Annotated in this window: 26 protein-coding genes; 12 read left to right on the top strand and 14 right to left on the bottom strand. The window is 74.1% G+C overall.

Going from position 1 to position 23,371, the window contains the following annotated elements; translation table 11 throughout:
* Nucleotides 1-37 precede the first annotated feature (37 nt).
* Complete coding sequence (locus EDD33_RS04730) at nt 38-2,245, top strand: ATP-binding protein (RefSeq protein ID WP_123389315.1); 2,208 nt, start codon at nt 38-40, stop codon at nt 2,243-2,245.
* Nucleotides 2,246-2,278: 33 nt separating this feature from the next.
* Here EDD33_RS04730 and EDD33_RS04725 read toward each other — a convergent pair whose 3' ends face one another.
* The 5 genes from EDD33_RS04725 to ggt form a co-directional block, all read right to left on the bottom strand.
* On the bottom strand, nt 2,279-3,112 hold the full coding sequence (locus EDD33_RS04725; RefSeq protein WP_123389314.1) for a hypothetical protein: 834 nt from the start codon (nt 3,110-3,112) through the stop codon (nt 2,279-2,281).
* Complete coding sequence (locus tag EDD33_RS04720) at nt 3,088-4,272, bottom strand: hypothetical protein (protein WP_148076933.1); 1,185 nt, start codon at nt 4,270-4,272, stop codon at nt 3,088-3,090. The genes EDD33_RS04725 and EDD33_RS04720 overlap by 25 nt, the downstream gene beginning before the upstream one ends.
* Complete coding sequence (locus tag EDD33_RS04715; RefSeq protein WP_123389312.1) at nt 4,269-4,574, bottom strand: hypothetical protein; 306 nt, start codon at nt 4,572-4,574, stop codon at nt 4,269-4,271. Before EDD33_RS04715 ends, EDD33_RS04720 begins: the two co-directional genes overlap by 4 nt.
* Nucleotides 4,571-4,870, bottom strand: coding sequence for an SAV_915 family protein (locus tag EDD33_RS04710; protein WP_123389311.1), 300 nt, complete (start codon nt 4,868-4,870; stop codon nt 4,571-4,573). The genes EDD33_RS04715 and EDD33_RS04710 overlap by 4 nt, the downstream gene beginning before the upstream one ends.
* 120 nt (nt 4,871-4,990) lie before the next feature.
* Nucleotides 4,991-6,856: a gamma-glutamyltransferase gene (gene ggt / locus EDD33_RS04705; protein WP_123389310.1), complete on the bottom strand. Its 1,866-nt coding sequence runs from the start codon at nt 6,854-6,856 to the stop codon at nt 4,991-4,993.
* 142 nt (nt 6,857-6,998) lie between these two features.
* Between ggt and EDD33_RS04700 the strand changes: the two genes are divergently transcribed.
* Together EDD33_RS04700 and EDD33_RS04695 are read left to right on the top strand one after the other, a co-directional pair.
* Nucleotides 6,999-7,292: a hypothetical protein gene (locus EDD33_RS04700; protein WP_123389309.1), complete on the top strand. Its 294-nt coding sequence runs from the start codon at nt 6,999-7,001 to the stop codon at nt 7,290-7,292.
* A gap of 38 nt (nt 7,293-7,330) precedes the next feature.
* Complete coding sequence (locus EDD33_RS04695) at nt 7,331-7,642, top strand: hypothetical protein (protein ID WP_123389308.1); 312 nt, start codon at nt 7,331-7,333, stop codon at nt 7,640-7,642.
* Between the two features lie 6 nt (nt 7,643-7,648).
* On the opposite strand, the gene EDD33_RS04690 is transcribed toward EDD33_RS04695, so the two are convergent.
* From EDD33_RS04690 to EDD33_RS04675, 4 genes are all read right to left on the bottom strand, one after another.
* Entirely contained in the window at nt 7,649-9,214 is a 1,566-nt protein-coding gene (locus EDD33_RS04690; RefSeq protein ID WP_123389307.1) for an alkaline phosphatase D family protein, read from the bottom strand.
* Between the two features lie 69 nt (nt 9,215-9,283).
* Entirely contained in the window at nt 9,284-10,060 is a 777-nt protein-coding gene (locus tag EDD33_RS04685) for an SDR family oxidoreductase (RefSeq protein WP_123389306.1), read from the bottom strand.
* Between the two features lie 144 nt (nt 10,061-10,204).
* A complete protein-coding gene (dapF, locus tag EDD33_RS04680; protein WP_211332414.1) occupies nt 10,205-11,044 on the bottom strand; it encodes a diaminopimelate epimerase in 840 nt (279 codons plus the stop codon).
* 14 nt (nt 11,045-11,058) lie between these two features.
* Complete coding sequence (locus tag EDD33_RS04675; RefSeq protein WP_123389305.1) at nt 11,059-11,724, bottom strand: MSMEG_1061 family FMN-dependent PPOX-type flavoprotein; 666 nt, start codon at nt 11,722-11,724, stop codon at nt 11,059-11,061.
* A 256-nt stretch (nt 11,725-11,980) separates the two neighbouring features.
* Between EDD33_RS04675 and EDD33_RS04670 the strand changes: the two genes are divergently transcribed.
* Nucleotides 11,981-13,255: an MFS transporter gene (locus tag EDD33_RS04670; protein ID WP_211332413.1), complete on the top strand. Its 1,275-nt coding sequence runs from the start codon at nt 11,981-11,983 to the stop codon at nt 13,253-13,255.
* On the opposite strand, the gene miaA is transcribed toward EDD33_RS04670, so the two are convergent.
* On the bottom strand, nt 13,242-14,168 hold the full coding sequence (gene miaA, locus EDD33_RS04665; protein WP_123389303.1) for a tRNA (adenosine(37)-N6)-dimethylallyltransferase MiaA: 927 nt from the start codon (nt 14,166-14,168) through the stop codon (nt 13,242-13,244). The two genes, EDD33_RS04670 and miaA, sit on opposite strands and share 14 nt — an antisense overlap.
* Nucleotides 14,169-14,216: 48 nt before the next feature.
* Here miaA and EDD33_RS20790 point away from each other — a divergent pair, with 48 nt between their 5' ends.
* Genes EDD33_RS20790 through EDD33_RS04650 form a run of 3 tightly spaced genes read left to right on the top strand, consistent with a single transcriptional unit; the run spans nt 14,217 to nt 15,597 of the window.
* Nucleotides 14,217-14,684 (top strand): antitoxin, encoded by a 468-nt coding sequence (locus EDD33_RS20790; RefSeq protein WP_246003370.1) that lies wholly within the window; start codon nt 14,217-14,219, stop codon nt 14,682-14,684.
* A complete protein-coding gene (locus tag EDD33_RS04655) occupies nt 14,681-14,920 on the top strand; it encodes a hypothetical protein (protein ID WP_123389302.1) in 240 nt (79 codons plus the stop codon). Before EDD33_RS20790 ends, EDD33_RS04655 begins: the two co-directional genes overlap by 4 nt.
* Nucleotides 14,921-14,961: 41 nt before the next feature.
* Nucleotides 14,962-15,597, top strand: coding sequence for a GNAT family N-acetyltransferase (locus tag EDD33_RS04650; protein WP_123389301.1), 636 nt, complete (start codon nt 14,962-14,964; stop codon nt 15,595-15,597).
* 10 nt (nt 15,598-15,607) lie between these two features.
* Here EDD33_RS04650 and miaB read toward each other — a convergent pair whose 3' ends face one another.
* A complete protein-coding gene (miaB, locus tag EDD33_RS04645; protein WP_123389300.1) occupies nt 15,608-17,101 on the bottom strand; it encodes a tRNA (N6-isopentenyl adenosine(37)-C2)-methylthiotransferase MiaB in 1,494 nt (497 codons plus the stop codon).
* A gap of 37 nt (nt 17,102-17,138) precedes the next feature.
* On the bottom strand, nt 17,139-17,810 hold the full coding sequence (locus EDD33_RS20655) for a hypothetical protein (RefSeq protein WP_170169699.1): 672 nt from the start codon (nt 17,808-17,810) through the stop codon (nt 17,139-17,141).
* 188 nt (nt 17,811-17,998) lie between these two features.
* Between EDD33_RS20655 and EDD33_RS04635 the strand changes: the two genes are divergently transcribed.
* The 4 genes from EDD33_RS04635 to EDD33_RS04620 all read left to right on the top strand — a co-directional run bounded on the left by EDD33_RS04635 (nt 17,999) and on the right by EDD33_RS04620 (nt 21,356).
* The gene (locus tag EDD33_RS04635; protein ID WP_123389299.1) at nt 17,999-18,739 is read left to right on the top strand and encodes an amino acid ABC transporter ATP-binding protein; all 741 of its coding nucleotides are present in this window, start codon (nt 17,999-18,001) and stop codon (nt 18,737-18,739) included.
* 102 nt (nt 18,740-18,841) lie between these two features.
* Nucleotides 18,842-19,741 carry a glutamate ABC transporter substrate-binding protein gene (locus EDD33_RS04630; RefSeq protein WP_123389298.1) on the top strand — a complete coding sequence of 300 codons (900 nt, stop codon included), beginning with the start codon at nt 18,842-18,844 and terminating at the stop codon, nt 19,739-19,741.
* An 86-nt stretch (nt 19,742-19,827) separates the two neighbouring features.
* Nucleotides 19,828-20,511 (top strand): amino acid ABC transporter permease, encoded by a 684-nt coding sequence (locus EDD33_RS04625; RefSeq protein ID WP_123389297.1) that lies wholly within the window; start codon nt 19,828-19,830, stop codon nt 20,509-20,511.
* The gene (locus EDD33_RS04620) at nt 20,511-21,356 is read left to right on the top strand and encodes an amino acid ABC transporter permease (RefSeq protein WP_123389296.1); all 846 of its coding nucleotides are present in this window, start codon (nt 20,511-20,513) and stop codon (nt 21,354-21,356) included. The genes EDD33_RS04625 and EDD33_RS04620 overlap by 1 nt, the downstream gene beginning before the upstream one ends.
* 11 nt (nt 21,357-21,367) lie before the next feature.
* Here EDD33_RS04620 and EDD33_RS04615 read toward each other — a convergent pair whose 3' ends face one another.
* Both EDD33_RS04615 and EDD33_RS04610 read right to left on the bottom strand, forming a co-directional pair.
* Nucleotides 21,368-21,859: a hotdog fold domain-containing protein gene (locus EDD33_RS04615; RefSeq protein WP_123389295.1), complete on the bottom strand. Its 492-nt coding sequence runs from the start codon at nt 21,857-21,859 to the stop codon at nt 21,368-21,370.
* Nucleotides 21,860-21,870: 11 nt separating this feature from the next.
* Nucleotides 21,871-22,710 (bottom strand): DUF72 domain-containing protein, encoded by an 840-nt coding sequence (locus EDD33_RS04610; protein ID WP_246003369.1) that lies wholly within the window; start codon nt 22,708-22,710, stop codon nt 21,871-21,873.
* A gap of 120 nt (nt 22,711-22,830) precedes the next feature.
* On the opposite strand from EDD33_RS04610, the gene EDD33_RS04605 reads away from it, so the two are divergent.
* Nucleotides 22,831-23,358 (top strand): nuclear transport factor 2 family protein, encoded by a 528-nt coding sequence (locus tag EDD33_RS04605; RefSeq protein WP_170169654.1) that lies wholly within the window; start codon nt 22,831-22,833, stop codon nt 23,356-23,358.
* Nucleotides 23,359-23,371 lie beyond the last annotated feature (13 nt).

Below are 23,371 nucleotides of genomic sequence, written 5' to 3'. Positions count from 1 at the left end.
CGACGGGTCACGGTGCTCGGTGGAGCACACTGGCCCCATGACCGCCGACGTCTGCCCGCTGCGTCGTACGGGCTGGGCCGTGCCGCTCGGGTGGGCCGCGCTCTACGTCGCGGTGATCGCCCTCGGACGGCTCGCGGTCCTCCCCGAGACCGGGCTGGCGCTGTTCTGGCCCGCGGCCGGGGTGGCGGCGCTGTGGCTGCTCCGGGGCACGACGCGTCGCGAGGTGCTCCTCGACGGTGCCCTGCTCGCCGCCGTGACCGGTCTCTACTTCGCCCCCGCGGGACCGCTCGCCGCCGTGCTCCTGGCGGGGGCCAACCTCGCCCAGGCGGCGGCCGTGAGGCTCGTGCTGGCGCGAGCCACCCGGCGCCCGGTGCTCGGCGACCTCGGCCCGTCGCTGGGCCGGCCCCGCGACCTGCTGCGCCTGGCGACCGCTGCCGGTGCGGCCGCCGTGGTGGGGTCGCTGCTCGGCACCCCTGCGTCGTGGGCGCTGACCGGGGACCTGACCTGGTCGACGGCGCCGGCATGGGTGGTGCGCAACGCCTGCGGCACCTACGTGGTGGCCGCCACCGTGCTCGCGCTGCGCGAGGCTCGGCGCGAGCGACGCGGGGAGAGCCTCGCCCTGACCGCGGAGCCGCGACGTCGCGCGGGCGCCGAGCTCGCGCTCGCGGTCCTGGCCACCGCGGCCCTGGGCGGCCTGGTCTTCGGCGCCGACGCGCAGCTGCCGGTGACCTACCTCGTGCTGGCCACCTCGGCGTGGATCGGCAACCGGTTCGCCCCGTGGGTCGGCGCGCTGCACTCGCTGGGCTTCGGGACCGCGGCCGTGGTCGTGACGCTCCTGGGGTGGGGCCCGTTCGCGGTGCTGACCGACCCGACGACGCGGGCCGTGGCCCTGCAGGTCTTCGTCGCCGTGACCACCTCGCTCGTGCTGCTGCTCGCCCTCGGCGTGGGCGAGCGGGCCGCCCTGACCCACCGGCTGCGTCGCTCCGAGTCCCGCGCGACCTCGCGGGCGGCCCTCCTCGACGCCGTCACGGAAGCCATGTCCGACGGGCTGTGCGTCAGCGACTCCCGGGGACGGGTCGTCCTGGCCAACTCCGCCGCGGCCGAGCTCGGGGGCGCCGACGCGTCCGGGCGCCACGTCCACGACCCGGCCGACGTCGAGCACTCCCGCATCGACGGACGCCCGGCGCTGCCGGACGGCCTGCCCCACGCCCGGGCCCTGCGTGGGGAGAGCGTCGCCCCGACCGACGTGGTGCGCGTCGACCCCGACACCGGGGCCGAGCGCGTGCTGTCGGTCTCCGCGGTCCCCCTCGACCACGACACGGTGGTCGAGGTCACCGACCCCCAGGACGCGGCCGGGGCCGCCGACCCCACGAGCGCCACGGATCCCGCACCCGGCCCGCTGGCGGTGGTGCTGCTGCGGGACGTGACCCGCGAGCGGGCCGACAGCCGCGTGCTGGCGAGCTTCGCCGGGGTGGTGGCCCACGACCTCAAGAACCCGCTGACAGCCGTGCTGAGCTGGTCCGAGGTGGCCCGCGACGCGCTCGAGGACGGCGGCGGCGACCCGGCGGCCGCGTGTGCCCATCTCGACCGGCTCGACGGCGCGGCCCGGCGCATGGAGCGTCTCATCGACGACCTGCTGGCCTACACGCTCGCCGGCAGCGCCGAGCTGCACCGCACCGGGCTCGACCTCGACGAGGTCCTCGCCGACGTGGTCCGCGACCTCGGGGTCGGCGACCGCGGGGCCGTGGTCGAGCACCGCGACCTGGGCCGGGTGCGGGCCGACGAGCTGCTCACCCGGCAGCTGTTCGCCAACCTGGTGGGCAACGCCGTGAAGTACGTCGCGCCCGGCGTACGCCCGCACGTGCAGATCACCAGCCGGGTGGTGGACGACCGGCTCGAGGTGCGGGTGACCGACAACGGCCTCGGCATCGAGCGTGCCGACCGGGCCCGCGTCTTCGAGAGCTTCTTCCGCTCCGCCGCGACCGGCGGCTACCCCGGCACCGGCCTCGGCCTGGCGATCTGCCAGCGCGCGGTGGCCCGCCACGGCGGCCGGATATCGGCGCTCGAGGGCCCCGGCGGGGTGGGCACGACCTTCGTGCTGACGCTGCCGCTCGACGGGCCGACGGGGGTCGTGGGCGCCGCCCCCGCCGCCGACACGGTCGCCATCGCGGCCGCGCTCCCTCTCGAGGATCCCGGTGAGGGCGCCGGTCCGTTCGCCAGCAGTCCCCTCGGTCCGTCCGACTGAGCGGGCTGCCCGGGGGCGGGTCGGGGCATGGGGTCAGTCGGTGGCCGGCCGGCCGCTGAGCCTGTCGCGGGCGGCCGCCGTGCCCAGCTCGGTGCGTGCTGCGGGGGTGGCGCGCCAGTGGGCCAGGGCCGCGGCGATCACGTCGGGAGCACCCGTCAGGTGCGGGAAGGACACGGCCAGGGCTCGGTCGGCGTCGGCGACCGAGCGCGCCTGCTGCTCCCCGACCCCGACCGGGGCGCGCCCCTGGGCGATGTCGTCGGCCCGGCGCGCGTACAGCACGAGCGTCCGGCGCGGGGTGCTCACCATCGTCACCTCGACCATGTCGTCCCACGCCAACGAGCGGTCGGCGTTCCAGGAGGACAACGTGACGGTGTCGTGGTCGAGCACCAGCTCGCCGGGTCGGATGCGGCGGTGCAGGACGCCCACGACCGTGGGGACGGCCACGACCAGCACGAGCACCGCCGCCCACACGCCGACGCCGGGACCCGCACCGCGGCCCCCACCTGCCACGACCGCGAGGACGAACACGGCGAGGAACGCGAGCGACGCCGCGAGGGTCCCCCAGGCGGTGAGCCGAGCGACCTGCGACTCGGGGAGCACGGTGGTCCCGTCGCGCTCGAGGACCCGGGGAGCACCCCGTGGGGTCATCAGGAAGCGCACGAGGTAGCTCACCGCGAGCACGTCGCCCACCAGGAGCAGCACCCCGGCCACGACCAGCAGGACCTGTCCCTGGAGCGACATCACGACCGCGGCGGCGCCGAGCGCGGCCCCGAGCACCACCGCGGCCAGCCCGAGCCCCACACGTTGCCCGACCGGCACGGGCGGCGCACCGGAGGTCTCGTTCACCACGGCGTCACGGCGTCCCATGCGTCCCCGGCCGCGTCCTTCACGTCGCTCGCCGCGTCCGCCACGCCCTCCCCGAAGTCCCGCAGCCCCTCGTCGACCGCCTCGGTGACGTCCTCGGGCACCCAGTGGTCCCAGGCGTACTCCGCCAGCATCCCGACCCCCACGGCGGCGACGGTACCGACGGCCGCCACGGCGATGACCGGCGCACCGAGGGTCACCGCGACCGCGCCGGCCGCGACCCCGGCACCGATCGCGAGGGTCTCGCTGGTGAGCACCTTCCCCGGAGACTCCCCGTTGGCGATGTCGTTGGCCGCGAGCACCGCGGTGAGGGCGCCGCCGACCAGCGGGAGCTTGCGGGCCACGCGTTCGGCACCCTCGGCCGCGGCGTCGAGGCCACGAGCCGCTGCTCGGTTTCCCCGGGTGTCCACCCCCGCGCCGGCCGCGCGACGTGCCGGGTTCCCGGAGCGCCGCGACGCGAGTGACTCCGCACGCTCGGCGCGCAGCCGGTCAGCCGTGCTGCGCCAGTGGCGGACCATCTCCTCGAGCCGGCCCTTGCGCACGTCGACGCTGAACAGCATCGCGGTCGCAGGCAGCTTCTGGAACTGCTTGACGAGGTAGGACAGCAGGGTCGGGTCGGACGCCGTGGCGATGGCGGTCAGGTTGGCCTCGATCCAGTCGTCCAGCTGCTTGCGATCGTCGTCCACCTCCGTGGCCAGCCGGTTGTAGAGCTCCACCTTGTCGTTGGCACGCTCGAACGCGGCGTTGCGCCGGTCCCAGTCGTCCGACTCGGCCTGCGTCGAAACCGCGGGCAGGTCGGCCGGTCGCACGGGCGCGGGCGGCTGCTGGACGACCGTCCCCGCGACCGTGAGGCCACCTGCCGAGGCCTCACCCCGACGCTCCCCCATGCGGTCCTGCACGTGGCCCAGCTTGACCGCGTAGGTGCGCAGCTTCTCGGCGACCTTGGCGAGGTCGTGCTCCTGCTCGTCGCCGGCCTCCACGATCTTCCCGGCGACGTCGCGGTAGGACGCCGAGGCGTCGCCCTCCCAGTCCCGCGAGGCTCGCCGCCGGGCCTGGTCGGCGAGCCGCCCGGCCTCCTCGACCTGGCCGCGCAGGGTCTCGCCGACCCACGTGGCCGCGGTCCGCACCGATGCCGGGCTGCCTTCGACCTCGGTCTCGATCACCGGGTCCACCCCTCGGGCACGTCACGCCCCAGCGCGTCGAAGTCGGCGTCCACGGACTCCTCGGTCGCCGTGTAGTCGGTGGCCACGTCGTCCATCACCGTCTGCGCGCCGCGATCGACCTGGGCCAGGTCGCGGGCCTCGGCGGCGACGCGCTGCATGATGGCGGCGATCGCGACGTCGGCGGGCCCCGCGTCGACCGACGTGGGTGCCGAGTCGGCCGCCCCCTCGATCGCGTCGACGGCCTCGCCGTGGAGTCCGGCGATCGCCGCCGCCGCACCGGCCTCGATCCGCAACCCGCTCATGCGCTCTCCCCCGTGTGTCGCACCTCGACGGGAAGCTCCTGGTCGAAGACCACGACGTCGTAGGAGGCGCTGCGGCGCAGCGCCGACAGCTCCTCGGTCTTGTAGAGGGCCCACGGCTGGTGGGGACCGCAGCAGCGCGACATCCGGTCGAGGGCGGTGTAGGCCAGGAGCGCCACGCGACCGTCCTCGAGCTGCCGCAGCTCGATCTGCGGGGCCTCGCCGGGGATCGACGGCCGGCAGGGCAGGTAGACCACCGGCGGGATCAACGGACGGTCGGCGCCTTCTGGGGTCTCCACGGCTGCTCCTCGGGTCGGTGCCGGGGCACGCGCTGCGCCCCGGGTTTGTCCGTTTCCTACCATCTGGGCCATCGGACGAAACCGCGGACCTGCTCGGGGCGGTGCCACGTCGGGAGACCGTCAGCGACGGGGGCGGACCACCAGCGCCGAGCCACCACCGCGGCGGGTGGGCTCGGAGACGGCCGTGAGCCGACCCCGGGGCCCGAGCTCGATGGCGGTGGCCGCGCCGATCTGGGCGGCGCTGGTGAAGGCGTCGCCGGAGGGCGTCAGGGTGTGGCCGTACTCCTCGAGGGCGTCGCCGTGGAGCGCGATGAACTCCGGCTCCGCCGTGACGGTCGCGCTGTTGCGCTGCGCGGCGCGCGGCGAGGCCAGCGCCTGCTGGATGGTCATGCCGAGGTCGAGCCGGTTGACCAGCGTCTGGAGCACCGTGGTGATGATCGTCGAACCACCGGGCGAGCCGAGCGCGAGCACCGGCTCGCCGTCGCGCAGCACGATCGTGGGCGACATCGAGGAGCGCGGCCGCTTGCCCGGCTGGATCCGGTTGGGGTCGTCGGCCGCGACGCCGTCGTAGGAGAAGTCGGTCAGCTCGTTGTTGAGCAGGAAGCCCCGGCCCGGCACGGTGATGCCCGAGCCGCCGGTCTGCTCGATGGTGAGGGTGTACTCGACGACGTTGCCCCAGCGGTCGGCCGTGGTCAGGTTGGTCGTGGAGATGTTCTCAGTGTCCTGCTCGGGGCGGCGCTCGGTGGTGCCGTCGCCGCAGACGCCGTCGTAGTCGTCGACGTCGCCCGGCTCCACCGGCTTGGTCGCGGCCCGGTCGACGTCGATCTCGCAGTCGCGCTCGGCGGCGAAGGTGTCCGAGAGCAGGTCGGTCAGCGGCACGTCGGTGAACCGCGGGTCGCCGACGTACTGCCCGCGGTCGGCGAAGGCCAGCGCGCTCGCCTCGAGGTAGAGGTGGAGCGCGTCGACCTCGGACAGCGCGCCCAGGTCGTGGCGCTCGAGGATGTTGAGGGCCTCGCCGATGGTCGAGCCGCCGCTCGAGGACGGCGCCATGCCGTAGACGTCGTAGCCCCGGTAGGTGGAGCGGGTCGGCGCCTGCGAGGCGACCCGGTAGCCGGCGAGGTCGGCGGTGGTGAGGTAGCCGGGCGGCACCGGCAGGCTGGGCCGGCGCACGGTCGGCGGGTCCTGCACGGTGCGGGCGATCTCACGGGCGAGCGGGCCGGTGTAGAAGGCCTTGACGCCCTGCCGCGCGATCAGCCGGTAGGTCGCGGCGAGGTCGCGGTTGCGCATCACGCTGCCGACCCGCGGCAGCTCGTTGCCGGGCAGGAACTGGCGCTGCGTGGCGGGGAACTGGCGGAACCGGGCCGCGTTGTCGGCCGTCTGGTCGCGGAAGGTCTGGTCGACCACGAAGCCGCGGGAGGCCAGCTGGGTGGCCGGCCGCAGCGACTGCGACAGGCTGCGGGTGCCCCACCGGCGCAGCGCGGTGTCCCAGGTCGCGAGCGTGCCCGGGGTGCCGACCGCGACGCCGCTGGTCACCAGCTCGGGAGTGAACCGGTAGGGCTCGCCGGTCGCGGGGTCGACGAAGGCGTCGGTGGGCATCGTGGCCGGCGCGGTCTCACGGCCGTCGAGGGTGCTGACGGTCCGGGTCCGGGCGTCGTAGTGCACGAAGTAGCCACCGCCGCCGATGCCCGAGCTGTAGGGCTCGGTCACGCCCAGCGCGGCGGCCGTCGCGACGGCGGCGTCGACCGCGTTGCCACCGCGGCGCAGCACCTCGACCCCGACCCGCGAGGCCTCGGGGTCCACCGAGGTCACGGCGCCGCCGTAGCCCGTGCTCGTGGCCGTCTTGACGTTGTAGCGGCCACCGGAGGGCACCCGCTGCTCGGCGCCGGAGCTCGCGGGGGCCAGGGCGAGTGCGCCCACGCCCGTGGTGAGCGCGACCAGGCCGGCGAGGAGACGACGTGAGGGGCGACGTGAGTGGCGACGTGGCATGGGGAGACCTCCGAGAGACGGTGCCGGTGGCGGACCGACCCCGACATCACACACCCCGCCACCGACAGCCGCAATCACCCACGGTCGTGGCGACGCCCGGGGGCGGCGGGTTGGGCACCCCGGTGACGGGTACGCCGTAGGCATGAGCGAGCACACCGACGAGACCGACACCACCGAGCCCGCCGCCTCCACCGAGGCGCCCGAGGTGTCCACGCCGCCCGGCGTGACGGGGGCCGAGGACCGGTCGCAGCCCGGCCTGGCCGAGGACACGGGCCTGCGCGACGAGCCGGCGGCCGACTCGGCGGAGGACTCCCACGGCGGCACCCTCGACGTCGAGGACGAGCAGCCCGGTCCCTCCGCGGCGAGCGAGGGCACCGAGGAGACCGCCGAGCAGCGGGAGAACACCGAGGCCTCCACCGAGCAGCCGTCCCAGTAGTCCCCCCAGCAGTCCCCGCCACCACCCCAGGAGCGACCATGAGCGAGACCCCGCACACCCCCGGCGCCCCCGCGACGGAGCCCACCGAGTCCGACCCCAACGCCGACAGCCCCGAGGGCCTGGCCGGCGGCATGGGCGTCAGCAGCGAGCGCACCGGCGCGATCCGCGGCAAGGACACCGGCGTCACCTACGACTCGGCGCCGACCCACACCGACGAGGGGCCCACGCTCGACGAGGACGGCGAGCCGCTGCCCGAGCAGTCCTCCCGCGACGGTCGTCCCGAGGTCCGGCCCGACGAGGTGGCGGCCCACCCCCACGACCCCGACCGCAACCCCCGCCACGGGGTCTGAGGCCGACTACGCGGTGGCCCGCTCCCCCGGCTCGAGGTCCTGCGACCACAGCACCGATCCCCCGGCGTTGCGCAGCGAGACGGTCAGCAGTCCCGAGCGTGCGATGTCGACGTGGCCGAAGAACTGGTTGCCGCCGCGCGGCGACTGGTTGGGGTAGTCGGCCGTGCGCGCGAAGACCTGCCGCGGCCCGAAGGTCCCGTCGAGCGCGCTGGGGCCGAAGGTGCCGGCGTTGATCGGGCCGGCCACGACCTCCCAGAACGGGTCGAAGTCGGTGAACCTCGCCCGCTCGGGGCTGTAGTGGTGGGCGGCGCAGTAGTGCACGTCCGCGGTGATCCACAGGATCCCCGGCACGCCCTTGAGGCCGCGCAGCACCCGCGCCAGCTCGAGCTCGCGACCGAGCGGCATGCCGGGGTCCCCGTTGGAGACCGACTCCTGCGCGGCGCCGTCGGGGACCACGAGGCCTAGCGGCAGGTCGGCGCTGATCACCTTCCACGTCGCGCGAGAGCGGCGTACCTCCCGGACCAGCCACTCGGCCTGCTCGCGCCCCAGGACCGGGGTCTCGCGCGGCTCCAGCCCGGCGGTGTTGGGTGACTTGTGGGTGCGCATGTCGAGGCAGAACAGGTCGAGGTGCGCGCCGCGCTCGATCCTGCGGTAGATCCGGGCCTCGGCGAAGCCGCTGCGGCCGCGGGCGACGCCGGTGGCGATCGGCTGGTACTCCTGCCACGCCCGGCGGGCCCGTGCGGCGAGCACGTCGACGCGGCGCTCGGTGTAGCGCGCGTCGTCGAGGACCTCGCCGGGCCACCAGTTGTTGACCGTCTCGTGGTCGTCCCACTGCGCCACGACCGGGGTGTCGGCGTAGAAGGCCCGGACGTGGTCGTCCATCAGGTTGTAGCGGTGCCGGCCCCGGAACTCGCGCAGCGTCTCGGCGACCTTGGAGACCTCGGGGGTGACCAGGTTGCGCCAGACCTGGCCGTCGGGCTCCACGACCCGCTCGGCGATCGGGCCGTCGGCGTAGATGGTGTCGCCGGCGTGGACGAAGAAGTCGGGGCGGGTCGCGTGCATCGCGGCGTACGCCGTCATGCCGCCGAGGTCGGGGTTGATCCCCCAGCCCTGCCCCGCGGTGTCGCCGGTCCAGACGAACGACGTCGCCGCCGGGCGGCGGTCGCCGGTGACGAAGCGGGCGCGGCCGACCTCGCCGCGGGTGCCGTCGGGCGCCTCGAACCAGAGCGCGGCGTCGTAGGCCCGACCCGGCGCCAGGCCCTCGAGCTCGATCCGGGCGGTGAGGTCGGTGTCGGGCGTGGCCCATGGCCCGCGTACGACGCGCGAGGAGCGGCCGCTGCCGACCCGGGCCACGAGCCGACCCTCCCCCGAGGCCCGCGACCACAGCACCGCCGAGCGGCTGGTGACGTCACCGGTCTGCACGCCGTCGGGCAGCGCGAGCCGGGCGCGGAGCTGGCCGGGCGCGGAGCGCGACGCCGCGGCGCCGGTGGGTCGGGACAGCGCGCCGGCGGCCAGGGCGCCGGCCGAGCCGGCCAGCAGGTGGCGACGGGAGAGGGAGGGCCGAGAGGTCATGCGTCGCACCCCACCCCGCCGCGGTGACGCCCGCGCCACGCCCGCGTGAACGGTGGGCGGACTGCCGGGCTACTTGGGGGGCATCCGGATGCCGCCGTCGACGCGGACGGTCTCGCCGTTCATGTAGGAGTTGGTCAGGCACTCCACGACCATGCTCGCCAGCTCCTCGGGCTTCCCGAGGCGCCTGGGGTAGAGCACGCTCTCGCCGAGCTTGGCCTTGAACGCCTCCGAGGCCTCGCCCTCGCCGTAGATCGGGGTGTCGATCAGGCCGGGCGCCACGGTGTTGAGCCGGATGCCGACCGCGGCGAGGTCGCGCGCGACCGGGAGGGTGAGGCCGACGACGCCGCCCTTGGAGGCGGAGTACGCCGCCTGGCCGATCTGTCCGTCGAACGCCGCGACGCTGGCGAGGTTGACGATCGCGCCGCGCTCGCCGGACGCCGTCGGCTCGGTCCGCGAGATCGCGGTGCCGACGAGCCGGATGCAGTCGAAGGTGCCGATCAGGTTGATGCGCACGACCTTGGAGAACGCCTCGAGGTCGGCGGCCGAGGCGTAGGTGCCGTCGCGGCCGACCGTGCGCTGCGCCCAGCCGATGCCGGCGGAGTTGACCAGCAGCCGCAGCGGGCCGAGCCTCTCGGCCTCCTCGACGGCGGCCTCGATCTGCTCGGTGCGGGTGACGTCGACCGGCGCGAAGACGCCCCCGATCTCGGCGGCGAGCGCCTCGCCCTTCTCCTGGTCGATGTCGGCGACGACGACGTGGGCGCCCCGCTCGGCGAGCTGCCGGGCCACGGCCGCGCCGATCCCCGACGCCGCACCCGTGACGATCGCACTGGCTCCGTTGATGTCCATGCGCCGGATCCTAGGGAGCGGCGTACGTGGGTGCCCAGCGGGGTCGGGAGGGTGGTGGGCCGGCCGCGGACTCCCCGCGCGGCGCCGATCAGCCGAGTCGTGAGTCCCACGACGCGCTGTGGCGCGGCCTCGGCCTCACGACTCTCAGAGCGCGGTGAGGCCCTCGGCGACGAGGACGGCAGGGCCGGTCATCAGGACCCGGTCGTCCTCGGTCCACACCAGGCGCAGCGTGCCGCCCGGCAGGTCGACGGTGTACGCCGTGCCGCGCTCGGCGCCGTCGGCGACGGCCGCCGCGACGGCGACCGCGCACGCGCCGGTGCCGCAGGAGCGGGTCTCGCCGGAGCCACGCTCGTGGACGCGTACGGCGAGGTGGTGCTCGCCGCGGCGTACGACGAGCTCGACGTTGACGCCGTCGGGGAAGACGTCCGGGTCGTGGCCGGGGGCGGTGGTCAGCGGCCCGGCGTCGTCGAGGGAGTCGACGAACGCCACGGCGTGGGGGTTGCCCATCGAGACGTGGACGGCCGGCCAGGAGCGCTCGCCGACGCTGACCGTGGTCTCGCCGAGCAGGGCGGGAGCGCCCATGTCGACGGTGATCTCGCCCAGGGGGTCGCCGTCGGCGAAGGTCAGCACCTTGGTGCCGGCGCGCGTGGCGATCGGCAGCGGGCCGCGGGCGTCGACGTCGGCGTGGGTGGCCAGGAAGCGGCCGAGCACGCGGATGCCGTTGCCGCACATCTCCGAGAGCGACCCGTCGGCGTTGCGGTAGTCCATGAACCACGTCGCCTCGCCGCGCGCCGCGACCGCGGCCGGGTCGTCGGTGGCGTCGGTGCGGACCACCCGGATCACGCCGTCGGCGCCGATGCCGGCGCGGCGGTCGCACAGCAGCGCGACCTGGCCGGGCTGGAGCTCGTGCAAGCCGCGGGCGTCGGGGACGAGCACGAAGTCGTTCTCGGTGCCGTGGCCCTTGACGAAGGAGTACTCGTTCACGCTCAGGGATCCTGTCACGACGAGTACAGCTGGTCGGCGTAGGACGGGCCGTAGTAGGCGTCGAGCTCGTCGACGGTGTCCTCGGGCCGCTCCAGCCGCTGGGCCAGGACCGCCCGCCGCGGCACCACGGCCTCGGGGTCCCACGACCCCGGCTCCCACAGCTGCGCGCGCAGGAACGCCTTGGCGCAGTGGTGGAACAGCTCCTCGACCTCCACGACCAGGGCCAGCACCGGCCGGTGCCCCTTGACCTCGAGGTCGTCGAAGAACGGCGCGTCGCTCACCAGCCGGGCGCGGCCGTTGACGCGCAGCGTGTCGGCACGACCGGGGATCAGGAACAGCAGCCCGACCCGGGGGTTCTCCAGCACGTTGCGGTAGCCGTCGACCCGCCGGTTGCCGGGCCGCTCCGCGATCGCGATGGTGCGCTCGTCGATCACGTGCACCAGCCGACCGGCCGGGTCGCCCTTGGGCGAGGCGTCCAGCCCCCCGCCGTCGGCGGCCGAGGTGGCCAGCACGCAGAACGGCGAGGAGTCCAGCCACGCCACGTCGAGGTCGGTCAGCGCGTGGCGCACCTTGTCGCGGGCGCGGGGGCCGGGCTCACCGACGATCGCCGTCAGGCTCTCGACGTCGGTGACCTCGCTCCACCCGGCCGGCGTCGGGTGCGGGCTGCTCGTCGTCGTCATGCCGGGACCGTACGCCGCCGGGCTCGGGGTGCAGCGCCAGGTAGAGGCTCCACGGCTCGCTGTTCGGGTCGCTCGCGCAGCGGCGAGGCCAGGGCGCGCGACTCGGCCTCGTCGGCCGGGCGACGGGCCCAGACCTGGCGGCCGCTGCCGACCGGCAGCGGGCCGTACGGCGCTTCGTCCGGTCGCGGGGCGGGTGTCGGCACGTCGCCGACGACACCTGATTGCCTTGTCCCCATCACTGGTCGACGATGGCGCGGTGACCGGTGCCGCCGCCCCCGCCCGCAGGCGACGGCTGCTGCGCCAGCACGACTTCCGACAGCTGTTCGGCGCCGACGTCGCCGCCCAGCTCGGCACCCAGCTCTCCACCCTCGCCATCCCCGTCACCGCCGTCGAGCTGCTCGGGGCCCGCGAGCTGGAGATGGGCCTGCTCGGCACGGCCGAGAACCTCGCCTTCCTGCTGATCGCGCTGCCCGCCGGGGTGTGGGTCGACCGCTGGCGCAAGCAGCGGGTGCTGGTCACCGCCGACCTGGTCCGGGCGGTGGCGCTGCTGACGATCCCGCTGGCCTGGTGGCTCGACGTGCTGTCGTTCGCGCAGCTGCTCGTGGTGACCACGGTGATCGGCACCGCCACGGTGTTCTTCGACGTGGCCTACCAGAGCTACCTGCCCGAGATCGTCGAGCCCGACGAGATCGGCGAGGGCAACGCCCAGCTCCAGGCGGTGCAGTCGGTGGCGATGATCGGCGGCCCCGCGCTGGGCGGCGGGCTGGTGCGGCTCGTCGGCGCACCCCTGACGTCGCTGCTCAACGCCGTCGGGTTCCTCGGCTCGGCGTTCTTCGTGCGCCGGATCCGGCACGTCTCCACCCCGCCGCCGCGCGAGGACCGCCGGCCGCTGCGCGTCGAGGTGCGCGAGGGGCTGGCCTTCGTGCTCGGGCACCCGCTGCTGTGGCGGATCACGGCCTGCACGGCGATCAGCAACCTGTTCTCCGCCGCGACCGGGGCCCTGCTGGTGCTGTTCGCGCTGCGCGAGCTCGGGCTGAGCGAGGCCCAGCTCGGGCTGGCGATGGGTCTCGGCGCCGGCGGCGGCCTCCTCGGCGCGCTGGCGACCCCGGCGGTGACCCGCTGGGTGGGCGAGGGCCGGATCATCCCGCTCTCGGCGCTGGTGATGGTGCCGGCGGGCCTGCCGATGCCGCTGGCCGGCACCGTGCTCGACCCGTTCGTGGCGGTGGTGGTCTCCAGCCTGCTGCTGACCTTCTCGGTCGTGGTCTACAACGTGGCTCAGGTCAGCTTCCGGCAGCGGCTGTGCCCCCGCCCGCTGCTGGGCCGGATGAACGCCTCGATCCGGTTCGTCGTCTGGGGCGTGATGCCGATCGGCGCCTTCGCCGGCGGGCTGCTGGGCGAGGGCATCGGCGCCCGCGGCGTCTTCTGGATCGCCCTGGCCGGCCAGGTGGTCGCGGCCGCGCCGACGGTGCTCTCCCCGCTGGTGCGGATGCGTGAGCTGCCCCGCGAGCTCGACCGGCTCAGCGCCGGCTGACCGGCTCCACGGCGCGGCGGGCGCGGTCCAGGCGCTGCGGGTCGTCGTGGGCCACCCAGACGACCCGGTCGTCCTTGCGGAACCAGCTGTCCTGGCGGCGGGCGAAGCGGCGGGTGCCGGTCACCGTCTGCTCGCGCGCCTGTGCGTCGGTGATCTCGCCGTCGAGGGCCGCGAGCACCTGTCGGTAGCCGAGCGCGCGGTGCGCCGTACGCCCCTCCCGGAGGCCGCGGCCGACGAGCTCCTGCACCTCGGCGACCAGCCCGGCCTCCCACATCCGGTCCACCCGGGTGGCGATCCGCTGCTCGAGCAGCCCGCGGTCGACGTCGACCCCGACCTGCACGGTCGCCGGGGCGACGTACTCCCGCGTGGGGAGGGTGGCGGCGAACGGCCGCCCGGTGATCTCCACGACCTCCAGCGCGCGTACGACGCGCCGCCCGTTGCTCGGCAGCACCTGCTCCGCCGCCGCCGGGTCCACCTCCGCGAGCCGCCGGTGCAGGGCCTGCGACCCCTGGTCGACCAGCTCCGCCTCCAGCCGGGCACGGACGTCCGGGTCGGTGCCCGGGAACTCGAACCGGTCGAGCACCGCACGGGTGTAGAGCGCCGAGCCGCCGACCAGCACCGGCACCACCCCGCGGGCGTGGCAGTCCGCGACGGCGGCCCGGGCCTGCTGCTGGAACTCCGCCACCGTGGCCGACTCCGTCACCTCGAGCACGTCGAGCAGGTGGTGCCGCACGCCGCGACGCTCGGCCTCCGGCAGCTTGGCGGTGCCGATGTCCATGCCGCGGTAGAGCTGCATCGAGTCGGTGTTGACCACCTCGCCGCCGAGGTCCAGGGCCAGGTCGAGGGCCAGGTCGCTCTTGCCCGCCGCGGTGGCGCCGACGACCGCCACGACGGGCAGCGCAGGAGCGGTCACCGGCCTAGTCTCGCCCGCTAGGTTGGACGGGGGCCCAGCGGGTACGCCGTGTCCGACGCGCCGGTACGCCGCGGCCCGCACCCCGCCACCCCCGCAGACACCCAGACCCAGGAGGACGCCATGGGCTTCATGGACGACGCCAAGAAGAAGCTGTCCGACGCCGTGGACAAGCACGGCGACAAGATCAACCAGGGCCTCGACAAGGCCGCGGCCGCCGTGGACAAGAAGACCGGCGGCAAGCACAGCGACAAGATCAGCCAGGGCGTCGCCCGCGCCAAGCAGGGCCTGGACAACCTCGACGGCCGCAACGACGACCTCGGCGGCCGTGGTCCCGACGCCCCCACGAGCCCCACCACCGGCACCACGACGGGCACCGGCGTCGGCAGCGGCGCGGGCCCGACCCGCGGCACCGACCACCCCGCCGGCCCGAGCAGCCCGTCGACGCCGACCGCGCCGAAGGACCCCAAGGCCCCCACCGGCCCGCAGGGCGACGGCACCCCCGGGCGTGACCGGTGAGCTCCGCCGACGGCGACCTCTCGCCCGCCCCCGAGCCCACCACCGACCCGGCGCCCGACTTCGCGCCCGGCGGTCCCGCCGACGCACCCCAGGTCGACACCGACGAGCAGCCCCCGGCGACGCCCGACCAGCCGCGCTCGGCGCAGGTCGAGGAGGACCAGGTGCCGGACGAGATCGACGCCCCCGAGGACGTCGACGAGTCCGAGGAGCACGTCGAGGACGAGCCGCCCGTCTGAGCACGACCAGCGCCCGTCCGGGGCCGCCGCCACCTGACCTGGTGCGCGCGTGGGTCGCCGGCTGGGCGCGCTCGCGCGACCTCCCGAGCGCCGAGGAGGTCGCCGCGGGCGTGCTGCGCACCCCGGTGGGCGCCCCGGGCCGTGACGTCGAGCTGCTCGTGCTCGACGCCGACCGTCACCCGCGGCGCACCGACGTCGCCGCGCAGGCGTCGTGGGACGAGCGCGACCCGTGGGTGACCGTGCCGACGGCCGATCCCGGCCGGGTCGCCGACCGCCTCGCCGAGCACGGGCTGGCCACCGCGACGGTCCCCGAGTGGCTGATGACCCGCTCGCTGGCGCCCTCCCCACGCACGCCGCTGCCGCCGGGCTACGCCGCGACGACCAGGCGTCCGGGGCCCCACCGCGTCGAGGTCGAGGTGGACGCCCCCGACGGCTCTCCCGCCGCGTGGGGGCAGGTCGGCCTCGACGGGGCGGTCGCCGTCCCCGACCGGATCGCGACCTCGGGCGCCCACCGGCGGCGGGGCCTCGGGTCGGCGGTGATGACCCTGCTCGGCGACGCCGCCCTCGGGTCCGGTGCCGACCGAGGCGTCCTGGTGGCCTCCGACGAGGGTCGGCGGCTCTACCTGACGCTGGGCTGGGAGGTCGTCGGCGCGGTCGTGGTGGCCCGGCGCCGCTGAGCGGGCCCGCTCAGCGGCAGCCGTCGACCAGCGGCGGCAACGGGGCGGGCACCCCGATCGTCGGCAGTCCCAGCGAGACGCCGGGGGCGGCGGCCGGGGCGGAGGTGGCCGCCTCCCAGGCGTCACCCGCGCGGGTGCGGCGTACGGACCTCACCGGACCGTCGGCGACCAGGTGGTGCGGCGCGGCGTACGACACGACGACCTCGACGACGTCGCCGGGACGGACCTCGACGGGGGTGCCGTCCACCGCCAGCGGCGTGAAGTGGACCAGCCGGTTGTCGCGGGCGCGGCCGGTGAGCCGACGGGTGGCGGCGTCCTTGCGCCCCTCCCCCTCGGCGACCATCAGCTCCACCACCCGACCCTCCAGGGCACGGTTCTCGGCCCAGGCGACCTCGTCGACGAGCGCGACCAGCCGCTCGTAGCGGTCCTGGACCACGGCCTTGGGCACCTGGTCCTCGAGCACGGCGGCCGGGGTGCCAGGGCGCTTGGAGTACTGGAAGGTGAAGGCGCTGGAGAACCGCGCCTGCCGGACCACGTCCAGGGTGTCCTGGAAGTCCTCCTCGGTCTCGCCGGGGAAGCCCACGATGATGTCGGTGGTGATGGCGGCGTCCGGCATCGCGGCCCGGACCCGCTCGATGATGCCGAGGTAGCGCGACTGCCGGTAGGAGCGTCGCATCGCCTTGAGCACCCGGTCGGAGCCGGACTGCAGCGGCATGTGCAGCGAGGGCATCACGTTGGGCGTCTGCGCCATCGCCTCGATGACGTCGTCGGTGAACTCCGCCGGGTGGGGCGAGGTGAACCGCACCCGCTCCAGGCCCTCGACCTCGCCGCAGGCGCGCAGCAGCTTGGAGAACGCCTGGCGGTCGCCGAACTCCACGCCGTAGGCGTTGACGTTCTGCCCCAGCAGGGTGACCTCGCTGACGCCCTCGGCGACCAGCGCCTCGACCTCGGCGAGCACGTCGCCGGGACGACGGTCCTTCTCCTTGCCGCGCAGCGCCGGCACGATGCAGAAGGTGCAGGTGTTGTTGCACCCGACCGAGACCGAGACCCAGGCGGCGTACGCCGACTCGCGCTTGGTCGGCAGCGTGGAGGGGAAGACCTCGAGCGACTCCAGGATCTCGACCTGGGCCTCCTCCGCCACCCTCGCCCGCTCGAGCAGCACCGGCAGCGAGCCGATGTTGTGGGTGCCGAAGACCACGTCGACCCAGGGGGCCTTGTCCGTGATGGTGGCGCGGTCCTTCTGGGCCAGGCAGCCACCGACGGCGATCTGCATGCCGGGCCGCTTCTTCTTCACCGAGGCGAGGTGCCCGAGGTTGCCGTAGAGCTTGTTGTCGGCGTTCTCCCGCACCGCGCAGGTGTTGAGCACGACCACGTCGGCCGGCTCGTCGCCGGTCAAGGCGGCGGTGTAGCCGGCCGTCTCCAGCAGGCCGGTGAGCCGCTCGGAGTCGTGGACGTTCATCTGGCACCCGTAGGTGCGGACCTCGTAGGTGCGTTGCTCAGCCATGACAGTCACCCAGGGTACGGGCCGCCGTCGGAGCGGGTCACTCCCCCGGGTTGCGCTCCGCGCCGCGCTGCAGCGTCTCGGCCTCGGAGAGCACCGACGCCTCGGCGCCGGGCTCGGGGGTCCCGGTGGTGGAGCCGATCGCGTCGACCGGTGACTCGGGCTCGCCGGCCGCCATGTCCTCGAGGAAGCCGTCGACGGCCTCGCGGTCGCCGGTGGCGCTGCCGCCGTGCTCGACCTCGCGGCTGGCGACCTTGGGCTCGGTGGAGAACGCCTCGCCGGGAGCACCCGGCATCGGGCCGGCCGCCCGGACGGCGATCTCGTCGGGCGTGGGGATCCTGGTCGGGCCGCTGCCCTCCGGCTCGCCCGGCGCGTCGGTCACCGGCTCGAGGGGTGCACCCGTCGGCGCCGAGGACGCGGAGGGTGCCGCGGGGGCGGCCTGGGCGGCGGGAGCGGCCTCGCGCGCGGTGGTGGGTCGCGACTCCGCGGCGCGGGCCGGGTCGTGGGCGGTGCCGGGGCCCGGGCCGGGGACGGTCGAGGGTCGCTGCTCGGGCGGGGATCCGGGGATCCGCCCGTGGACGACACCCACGCCCAGCCGCACCGCGTCCGTGGCCAGTCCCACCGCCTGCGAGGCGGTGGCGATCGGATGGCGGGCGGCGCCGTACGCCGTCCTCACCGTGCCGCGGACCAGGCTGACGACCAGGGTGCTCATCGTGGGTGACTCTCCTCGTGCTCGGGTGGCGCGCGTCGGACACCTCTGCTGTGCCCTGCGCAGGTCCGGCGAAACGTCCGCGGCGGCGGCGTGACGAGCGTCGCGACCCAGGTCACGAACTGGTCGCGAAGCGGCAGCGGGCGCCCTGTCCGCTCGACTCCCCCCGAAGCCCGCCCTAGGGTGCCGCCATGACCGAGCCCCTGATCGTCCTCGACCACGTCGACAAGTGGTTCGGCCAGCTGCACGTCCTCCAGGACATCCAGCTCTCGGTGGCCAAGGGCGAGGTCGTGGTCGTCATCGGCCCCTCGGGCTCGGGCAAGTCGACGCTGTGCCGCACCATCAACCGGCTCGAGACCATCGACCAGGGGCAGATCACCCTCGACGGCCAGGAGCTGCCGCAGGAGGGCAAGGCCCTCGCGGCGCTGCGCTCCGAGGTCGGGATGGTCTTCCAGAGCTTCAACCTCTTCGCCCACAAGACGATCCTCGAGAACGTCACGCTGGGGCCGATCAAGGTGCGCGGCACGAGCAAGGCCGAGGCCGAGAAGCGTGGTCGCGAGCTGCTCGACCGCGTCGGGGTCGGCCACCAGGCCGAGAAGTACCCCGCCCAGCTCTCCGGCGGCCAGCAGCAGCGCGTGGCGATCGCCCGCGCCCTGGCCATGGAGCCCAAGGCGATGCTCTTCGACGAGCCCACCTCCGCGCTGGACCCCGAGATGATCTCCGAGGTCCTCGACGTCATGGTCGACCTGGCCAAGCAGGGCATGACGATGATCGTGGTCACCCACGAGATGGGCTTCGCGCGCACCGCCGCCGACCGCGTCGTGTTCATGGCCGACGGGGCGATCGTGGAGGAGAACACCCCCGAGGAGTTCTTCACGCGGCCGCAGTCGCCGCGCGCCAAGGACTTCCTCGGCAAGATCCTCACCCACTGACGCCCGGCCACCCGGCCGCGGGCGTCCCCAGAGCTCGGGACAGCGGTACTTCCACACCACCGGACAGGGATCGGGTCACCGGCCCGGACAAAGGAGATCAAGATGCGATTCACCAGGACCAGGACGATGGCCGTCACGGCCGGTCTCGCGCTCGCGATGAGTGCATGCGGCGGCAGCGCCGGCGAGCCCGCGACGGGGGCCGAGGGTGCCGAGGCCCCGGAGGTCGAGGTCGTCGAGAACCCCGAGTTCGAGGCGGGCACCAAGATGGCCGAGATCGCCGAGGCAGGGAAGATCACCATCGGCGTGAAGTTCGACCAGCCCGGTCTCGGGTTCAAGGGCGCCGCCGACGACGTCCCCACCGGCTTCGACGTCGAGATCGCCAAGCAGATCGCCGGACAGCTGGGCATCGCTCCCGAGGACATCACCTGGGAGGAGACGATCTCCGACAACCGCGAGCCCTACCTCCAGCAGGGTCGTGTCGACCTCGTCCTGGCGACGTACTCCATCACCGACGAGCGCCGTCAGGTCGTCGGCCAGACCGGCCCCTACCTCGTCACCGGGCAGCAGGTGCTGGTCAAGGCCGACAGCGACATCACGGGCATCGCCGACCTCGAGGGCGAGGAGGTCTGCGCCGCCTCGGGCTCCACCTCCCTCGAGAACGTCGAGACCGAGGGCGCCGTCCCGGCTCCGGCCGACAACTACGCCGCGTGCGTCGACGACGTCCTCAACGACACCGTGCCCGCGATGTCGACCGACGGCGCGATCCTGCTCGGCTACGCCGCCGAGAACGAGGGCGAGCTGAAGGTCGTGGGCGACGAGTTCTCCGAGGAGCGGATCGGTGTCGGCTACTCCAAGGACGCCCCCGAGATGTGCGAGTTCATCAACGAGTCGCTCCAGTCGTCCTTCGACAACGACACCTGGGCCGAGGCCTACCAGTTCACGCTGGGTGGTGAGGGTATCGAGACCCCCGAGACCCCGACCCTGGACGACTGCCAGGCCTGATCGACCGCTGCCGCACCCGTGACGGAGCCCCGTCACGGGTGCGGCGTCGGGTGTCCGCTATCCCGCCACCCTGAGAGGAGGACGACGTGCGCCTGGTCTACGAGAACCTGGACCTGCTGGTCCGCGCCTTCGGCTACACCCTGCTGTTCTTCGTCGTCGCCGCCGTGCTCTCCCTGCTCCTGGGCACGCTGGTCGCCGCGATGCGGGTCGGCCCCGTGGCCGTCCTGCGGCGCGCCGGCGCGGCGTACGTCCTGCTGGTGCGCAACACGCCGCTGCTCGTGGTGCTCCTCTTCTTCCGGTTCGCCGGGCCCAAGATCGGTCTGACCTTCTCCTTCGTCGACCTCGACCTGGGCCAGTGGCGGATCAACAACATCTTCGCCTCGCTGGTGGTGGGGCTCTCGCTCTACACCGCCGCGTTCGTGTGCGAGGCCATCCGCTCGGGCATCAACGCGGTGCCGGTGGGCCAGGCCGAGGCCGCCCGCGCGATCGGGCTCCCCTTCGGCGGGGTGATGACCCAGGTGGTGCTGCCCCAGGCCGTGCGTGCCTCGGTCCCGCCGCTGGCCAGCGTCCAGATCGCCCTGCTCAAGAACACCACCGAGTGCGGTGCGCTCGGGGTGCTGGAGGCCTTCGGCCGGATGCGCTCGTTCACCAACAACGACCCGGGGCAGCGCTACGGCATCTTCTTCGTCTTCGCCGCCGTCTTCGTCGTGTTGGTGCTCGCGCTCTCGTTCGTCGCCAACCGTCTCGAACGCCGTTGGAAGGTGGCGTGATGAGCGCGCCCAGCATCCTCTTCGACGCCCCCGGCCCCCGGACCGTGCGTCGTCACCGCCTCTACACCCTCCTCGGCGTCGTGTTGCTGCTGCTGGTGATCGGTTTCGTGCTGCAGCGCCTGTACGTCGCCGGGACGTTCGCCTACGACCAGTGGGAGGTGTTCATCACCCCCCGCTTCATCGAGGTCATCCTGGTCGACGGCGTGCTGGCCACCCTCAAGATGGCAGCGGCCGCGGTGGCACTGTCGGTGGTGGTCGGGCTCGTCCTCGGGGTGGCCAAGCTCGCCGACCGTGCCTGGATCCGGGTCCCGGCGACCGTCGTGGTCGAGTTCTTCCGCGCGGTCCCCGTGCTGCTGCTGATGATCCTGTTCTTCTTCACCTTCGGCATCAACAGCGGGCAGAGCGGCGCCTTCTGGAGCGTGGTGCTCGCGCTGACGCTCTACAACGGCTCGGTGCTGGCCGAGATCTTCCGGGCCGGGATCAACGCCGTGCCGCAGGGGCAGTCCGAGGCGGCGTACGCCCTGGGGATGCGCAAGACCCAGGTCACCAACCTGGTGCTGCTCCCGCAAGCGGTGAAGATCATGCTGCCGGCCATCATCAGCCAGTGCGTCGTGGCCCTGAAGGACACCAGCCTGGGGTACGCCGTCGCCTCCCCCGGCCTCACCCGCGTGACCAGCCAGATCTACCAGCAGTTCGGCAACCAGGTCGCCGCGATCGCCGTGACCGCGGCGCTGTACATCCTGATGTGCGTCGCCCTGACCCTGCTCGCGACCTGGGTCCAAAAACGGTACGTCGGTGAGCGCAACCCCATCGACGGAGCGGTCGGGGGCCCGGGCGCGGCCTGAGCTCCGGCGGGTCAGCGCTCGGGGGTCACCCAGAGCCGGATGACGCCCTCGATCACCACGGTGCCGTCGGTGCGGACGCCCTTCACGCGGACCGCCACCTCGCCACCCTCCGCCGGCAGCGCCGCGTCGCTCCACTGCGCGGGGTCGGTGTCGGCGTGGCAGGTGATGTCGCTGGTGGCCTTGGCGGTGTAGGCGACCTCCATCCCCTTGGGGATCCACCGCTTGCCGGTCGGGATGGTGGCCTCGGCGAGCACCCCCATCGCAGCCTCGAGGCCGTTGCACAGCGCGATGGCGTGGACGGTGCCGATGTGGTTCTTCACCGCGCGCCGCTTGGGGATGACGACCTCGGCGTGGTGGGGCTCGATCACGGTGAACCGCGGCCGGATGCTCCAGAAGTACGGCGCCACCTGGCTGAAGGCGAAGGAGAACAGTCGCTCCCCCACCAGCGGGCCCACCAGGGGCAGCGACGTGCTGGCGCGGTGCAGGTCGAGGACGCGGCTCATGCCTGCGGACTCTAGGACCCGTGGCGGTCCGGCAGGCCCGGGGGTCGCCCGAGCCGATCGATGAGCTGCAGCGCGTCCCACGGGGCGTGGCCCTTGGCGTCGTTGTCGAAGTAGACGTAGGCCTCCCGGCCGTCGGCGGTCCACCCGCGGATCTTCTCCGCCCACGCATCCAGGGCCTCGTCGCCGTAGCCGCTCACGTAGAGGTCGACGTCGCCGTGCAGGCGGACGTAGACGACCGGCCCCTGCGCCTGCTCGAAGCGGGGGAACCTCGAGGCGGAGTCGGCCACCACCAGCCCCACGCCCGCCTCGTCGAGCTGCTGCAGCGCCGCCGGGTCGGCGAACCCGTGGTGCCGCGGCTCCAGGACGTGGACCATCGGCCGGTCCAGCACCTCGCCCACCCACAGCCGGTCGCCGGCGACCTTGTCGTCGTGCTGCTGCGCCAGCTCGGCGGCCTCGCCGGTCGTGCGGGGCAGCAGGGCCAGGAACTCCCCCACGAGCTGCTCGTCCCACGCCTGGGTGGCCGGCAGCTGCCACAGCACCGGGCCGAGCGCGTCCCCGAGCCCCAGCAGGCCCTGGGCGAAGAAGTTGGCGAGCGGCACCCGCGGCTCGCGCAGCCGCCGCAGGTGGGTGACGAAGCGGCTGCCCTTGACCGAGAACACGAAGCCCTCGGGCACCTCGGCGCGCCACCGCTCCCAGCTGGTGGGCCGCTGCAGGGAGTAGAACGAGCCGTTGACCTCGATCGAGGTGAGCCGCTCCGCCATGTAGGCCAGCTCCCGCCGCTGCACCAGCCCGGCGGGGTAGAAGTCGCCGCGCCACGCCCGGTAGGTCCAGCCCGACACCCCGATGCGCACCACGACTCGTCGTACCCCTCGAGCGGCCGTCGGACACCTGTGGTGCCCCAGCCTGGCGAGGTCCCGCCGACCTCGTCGTACCCTCCTCGCCCGGGGTCGGGGTCTGCTTGGATTCCTCCCGTGCAGCTGTCCGAGCTCGAGCAGGCGTTCACCGACTACCGCGCCCGGGTCGACGAGATCGCCGGCTCCGGTCGTTGGGGCGACTTCGCCGACCTGTTCACCGCGGACGCGACCTACCGCCGGGCCGGGCACCCCGACGCGGTCGGACGTGAGGCGATCCGCGGGTGGGTGCTCACCTCGATGACGACCTTCCCCGGCACGATGCTGGAGCGGCACGAGGTGGTGTGGCAGGCCTTCGACCCCTCCCACGACCGGGTCGTGCTCGAGCTGCGCAACACGTTGCGCGACCCGGGTGACGGCTCGGTCCACTCCGCCTGCTCGACCACGCTCCTGCGCCACGGTCACGACGGGCTGTGGGCCTACGCCGAGGACAGCCACAACCCGCTGGCCTACCGGACGATGTGGCGCAGCTGGACCCGGGCCGCGCTGCGCGCGGGCACCCTCGACGCCGACGACGCCACCACGATGTCGTTCCTGATCGGCGAGACCGCCGTCGACGGCAGCGCCACGGCCACCGACGTCGCCTGACCCGGCCTCCGAC

This window comes from Nocardioides aurantiacus (assembly GCF_003752505.1).
GTDB classification, from domain to species: Bacteria; Actinomycetota; Actinomycetes; order Propionibacteriales; family Nocardioidaceae; genus Marmoricola; species Marmoricola aurantiacus.
Note: the sequence above shows the minus strand (reverse complement) of the source record. Positions and strands in the feature narration are given on the sequence as shown.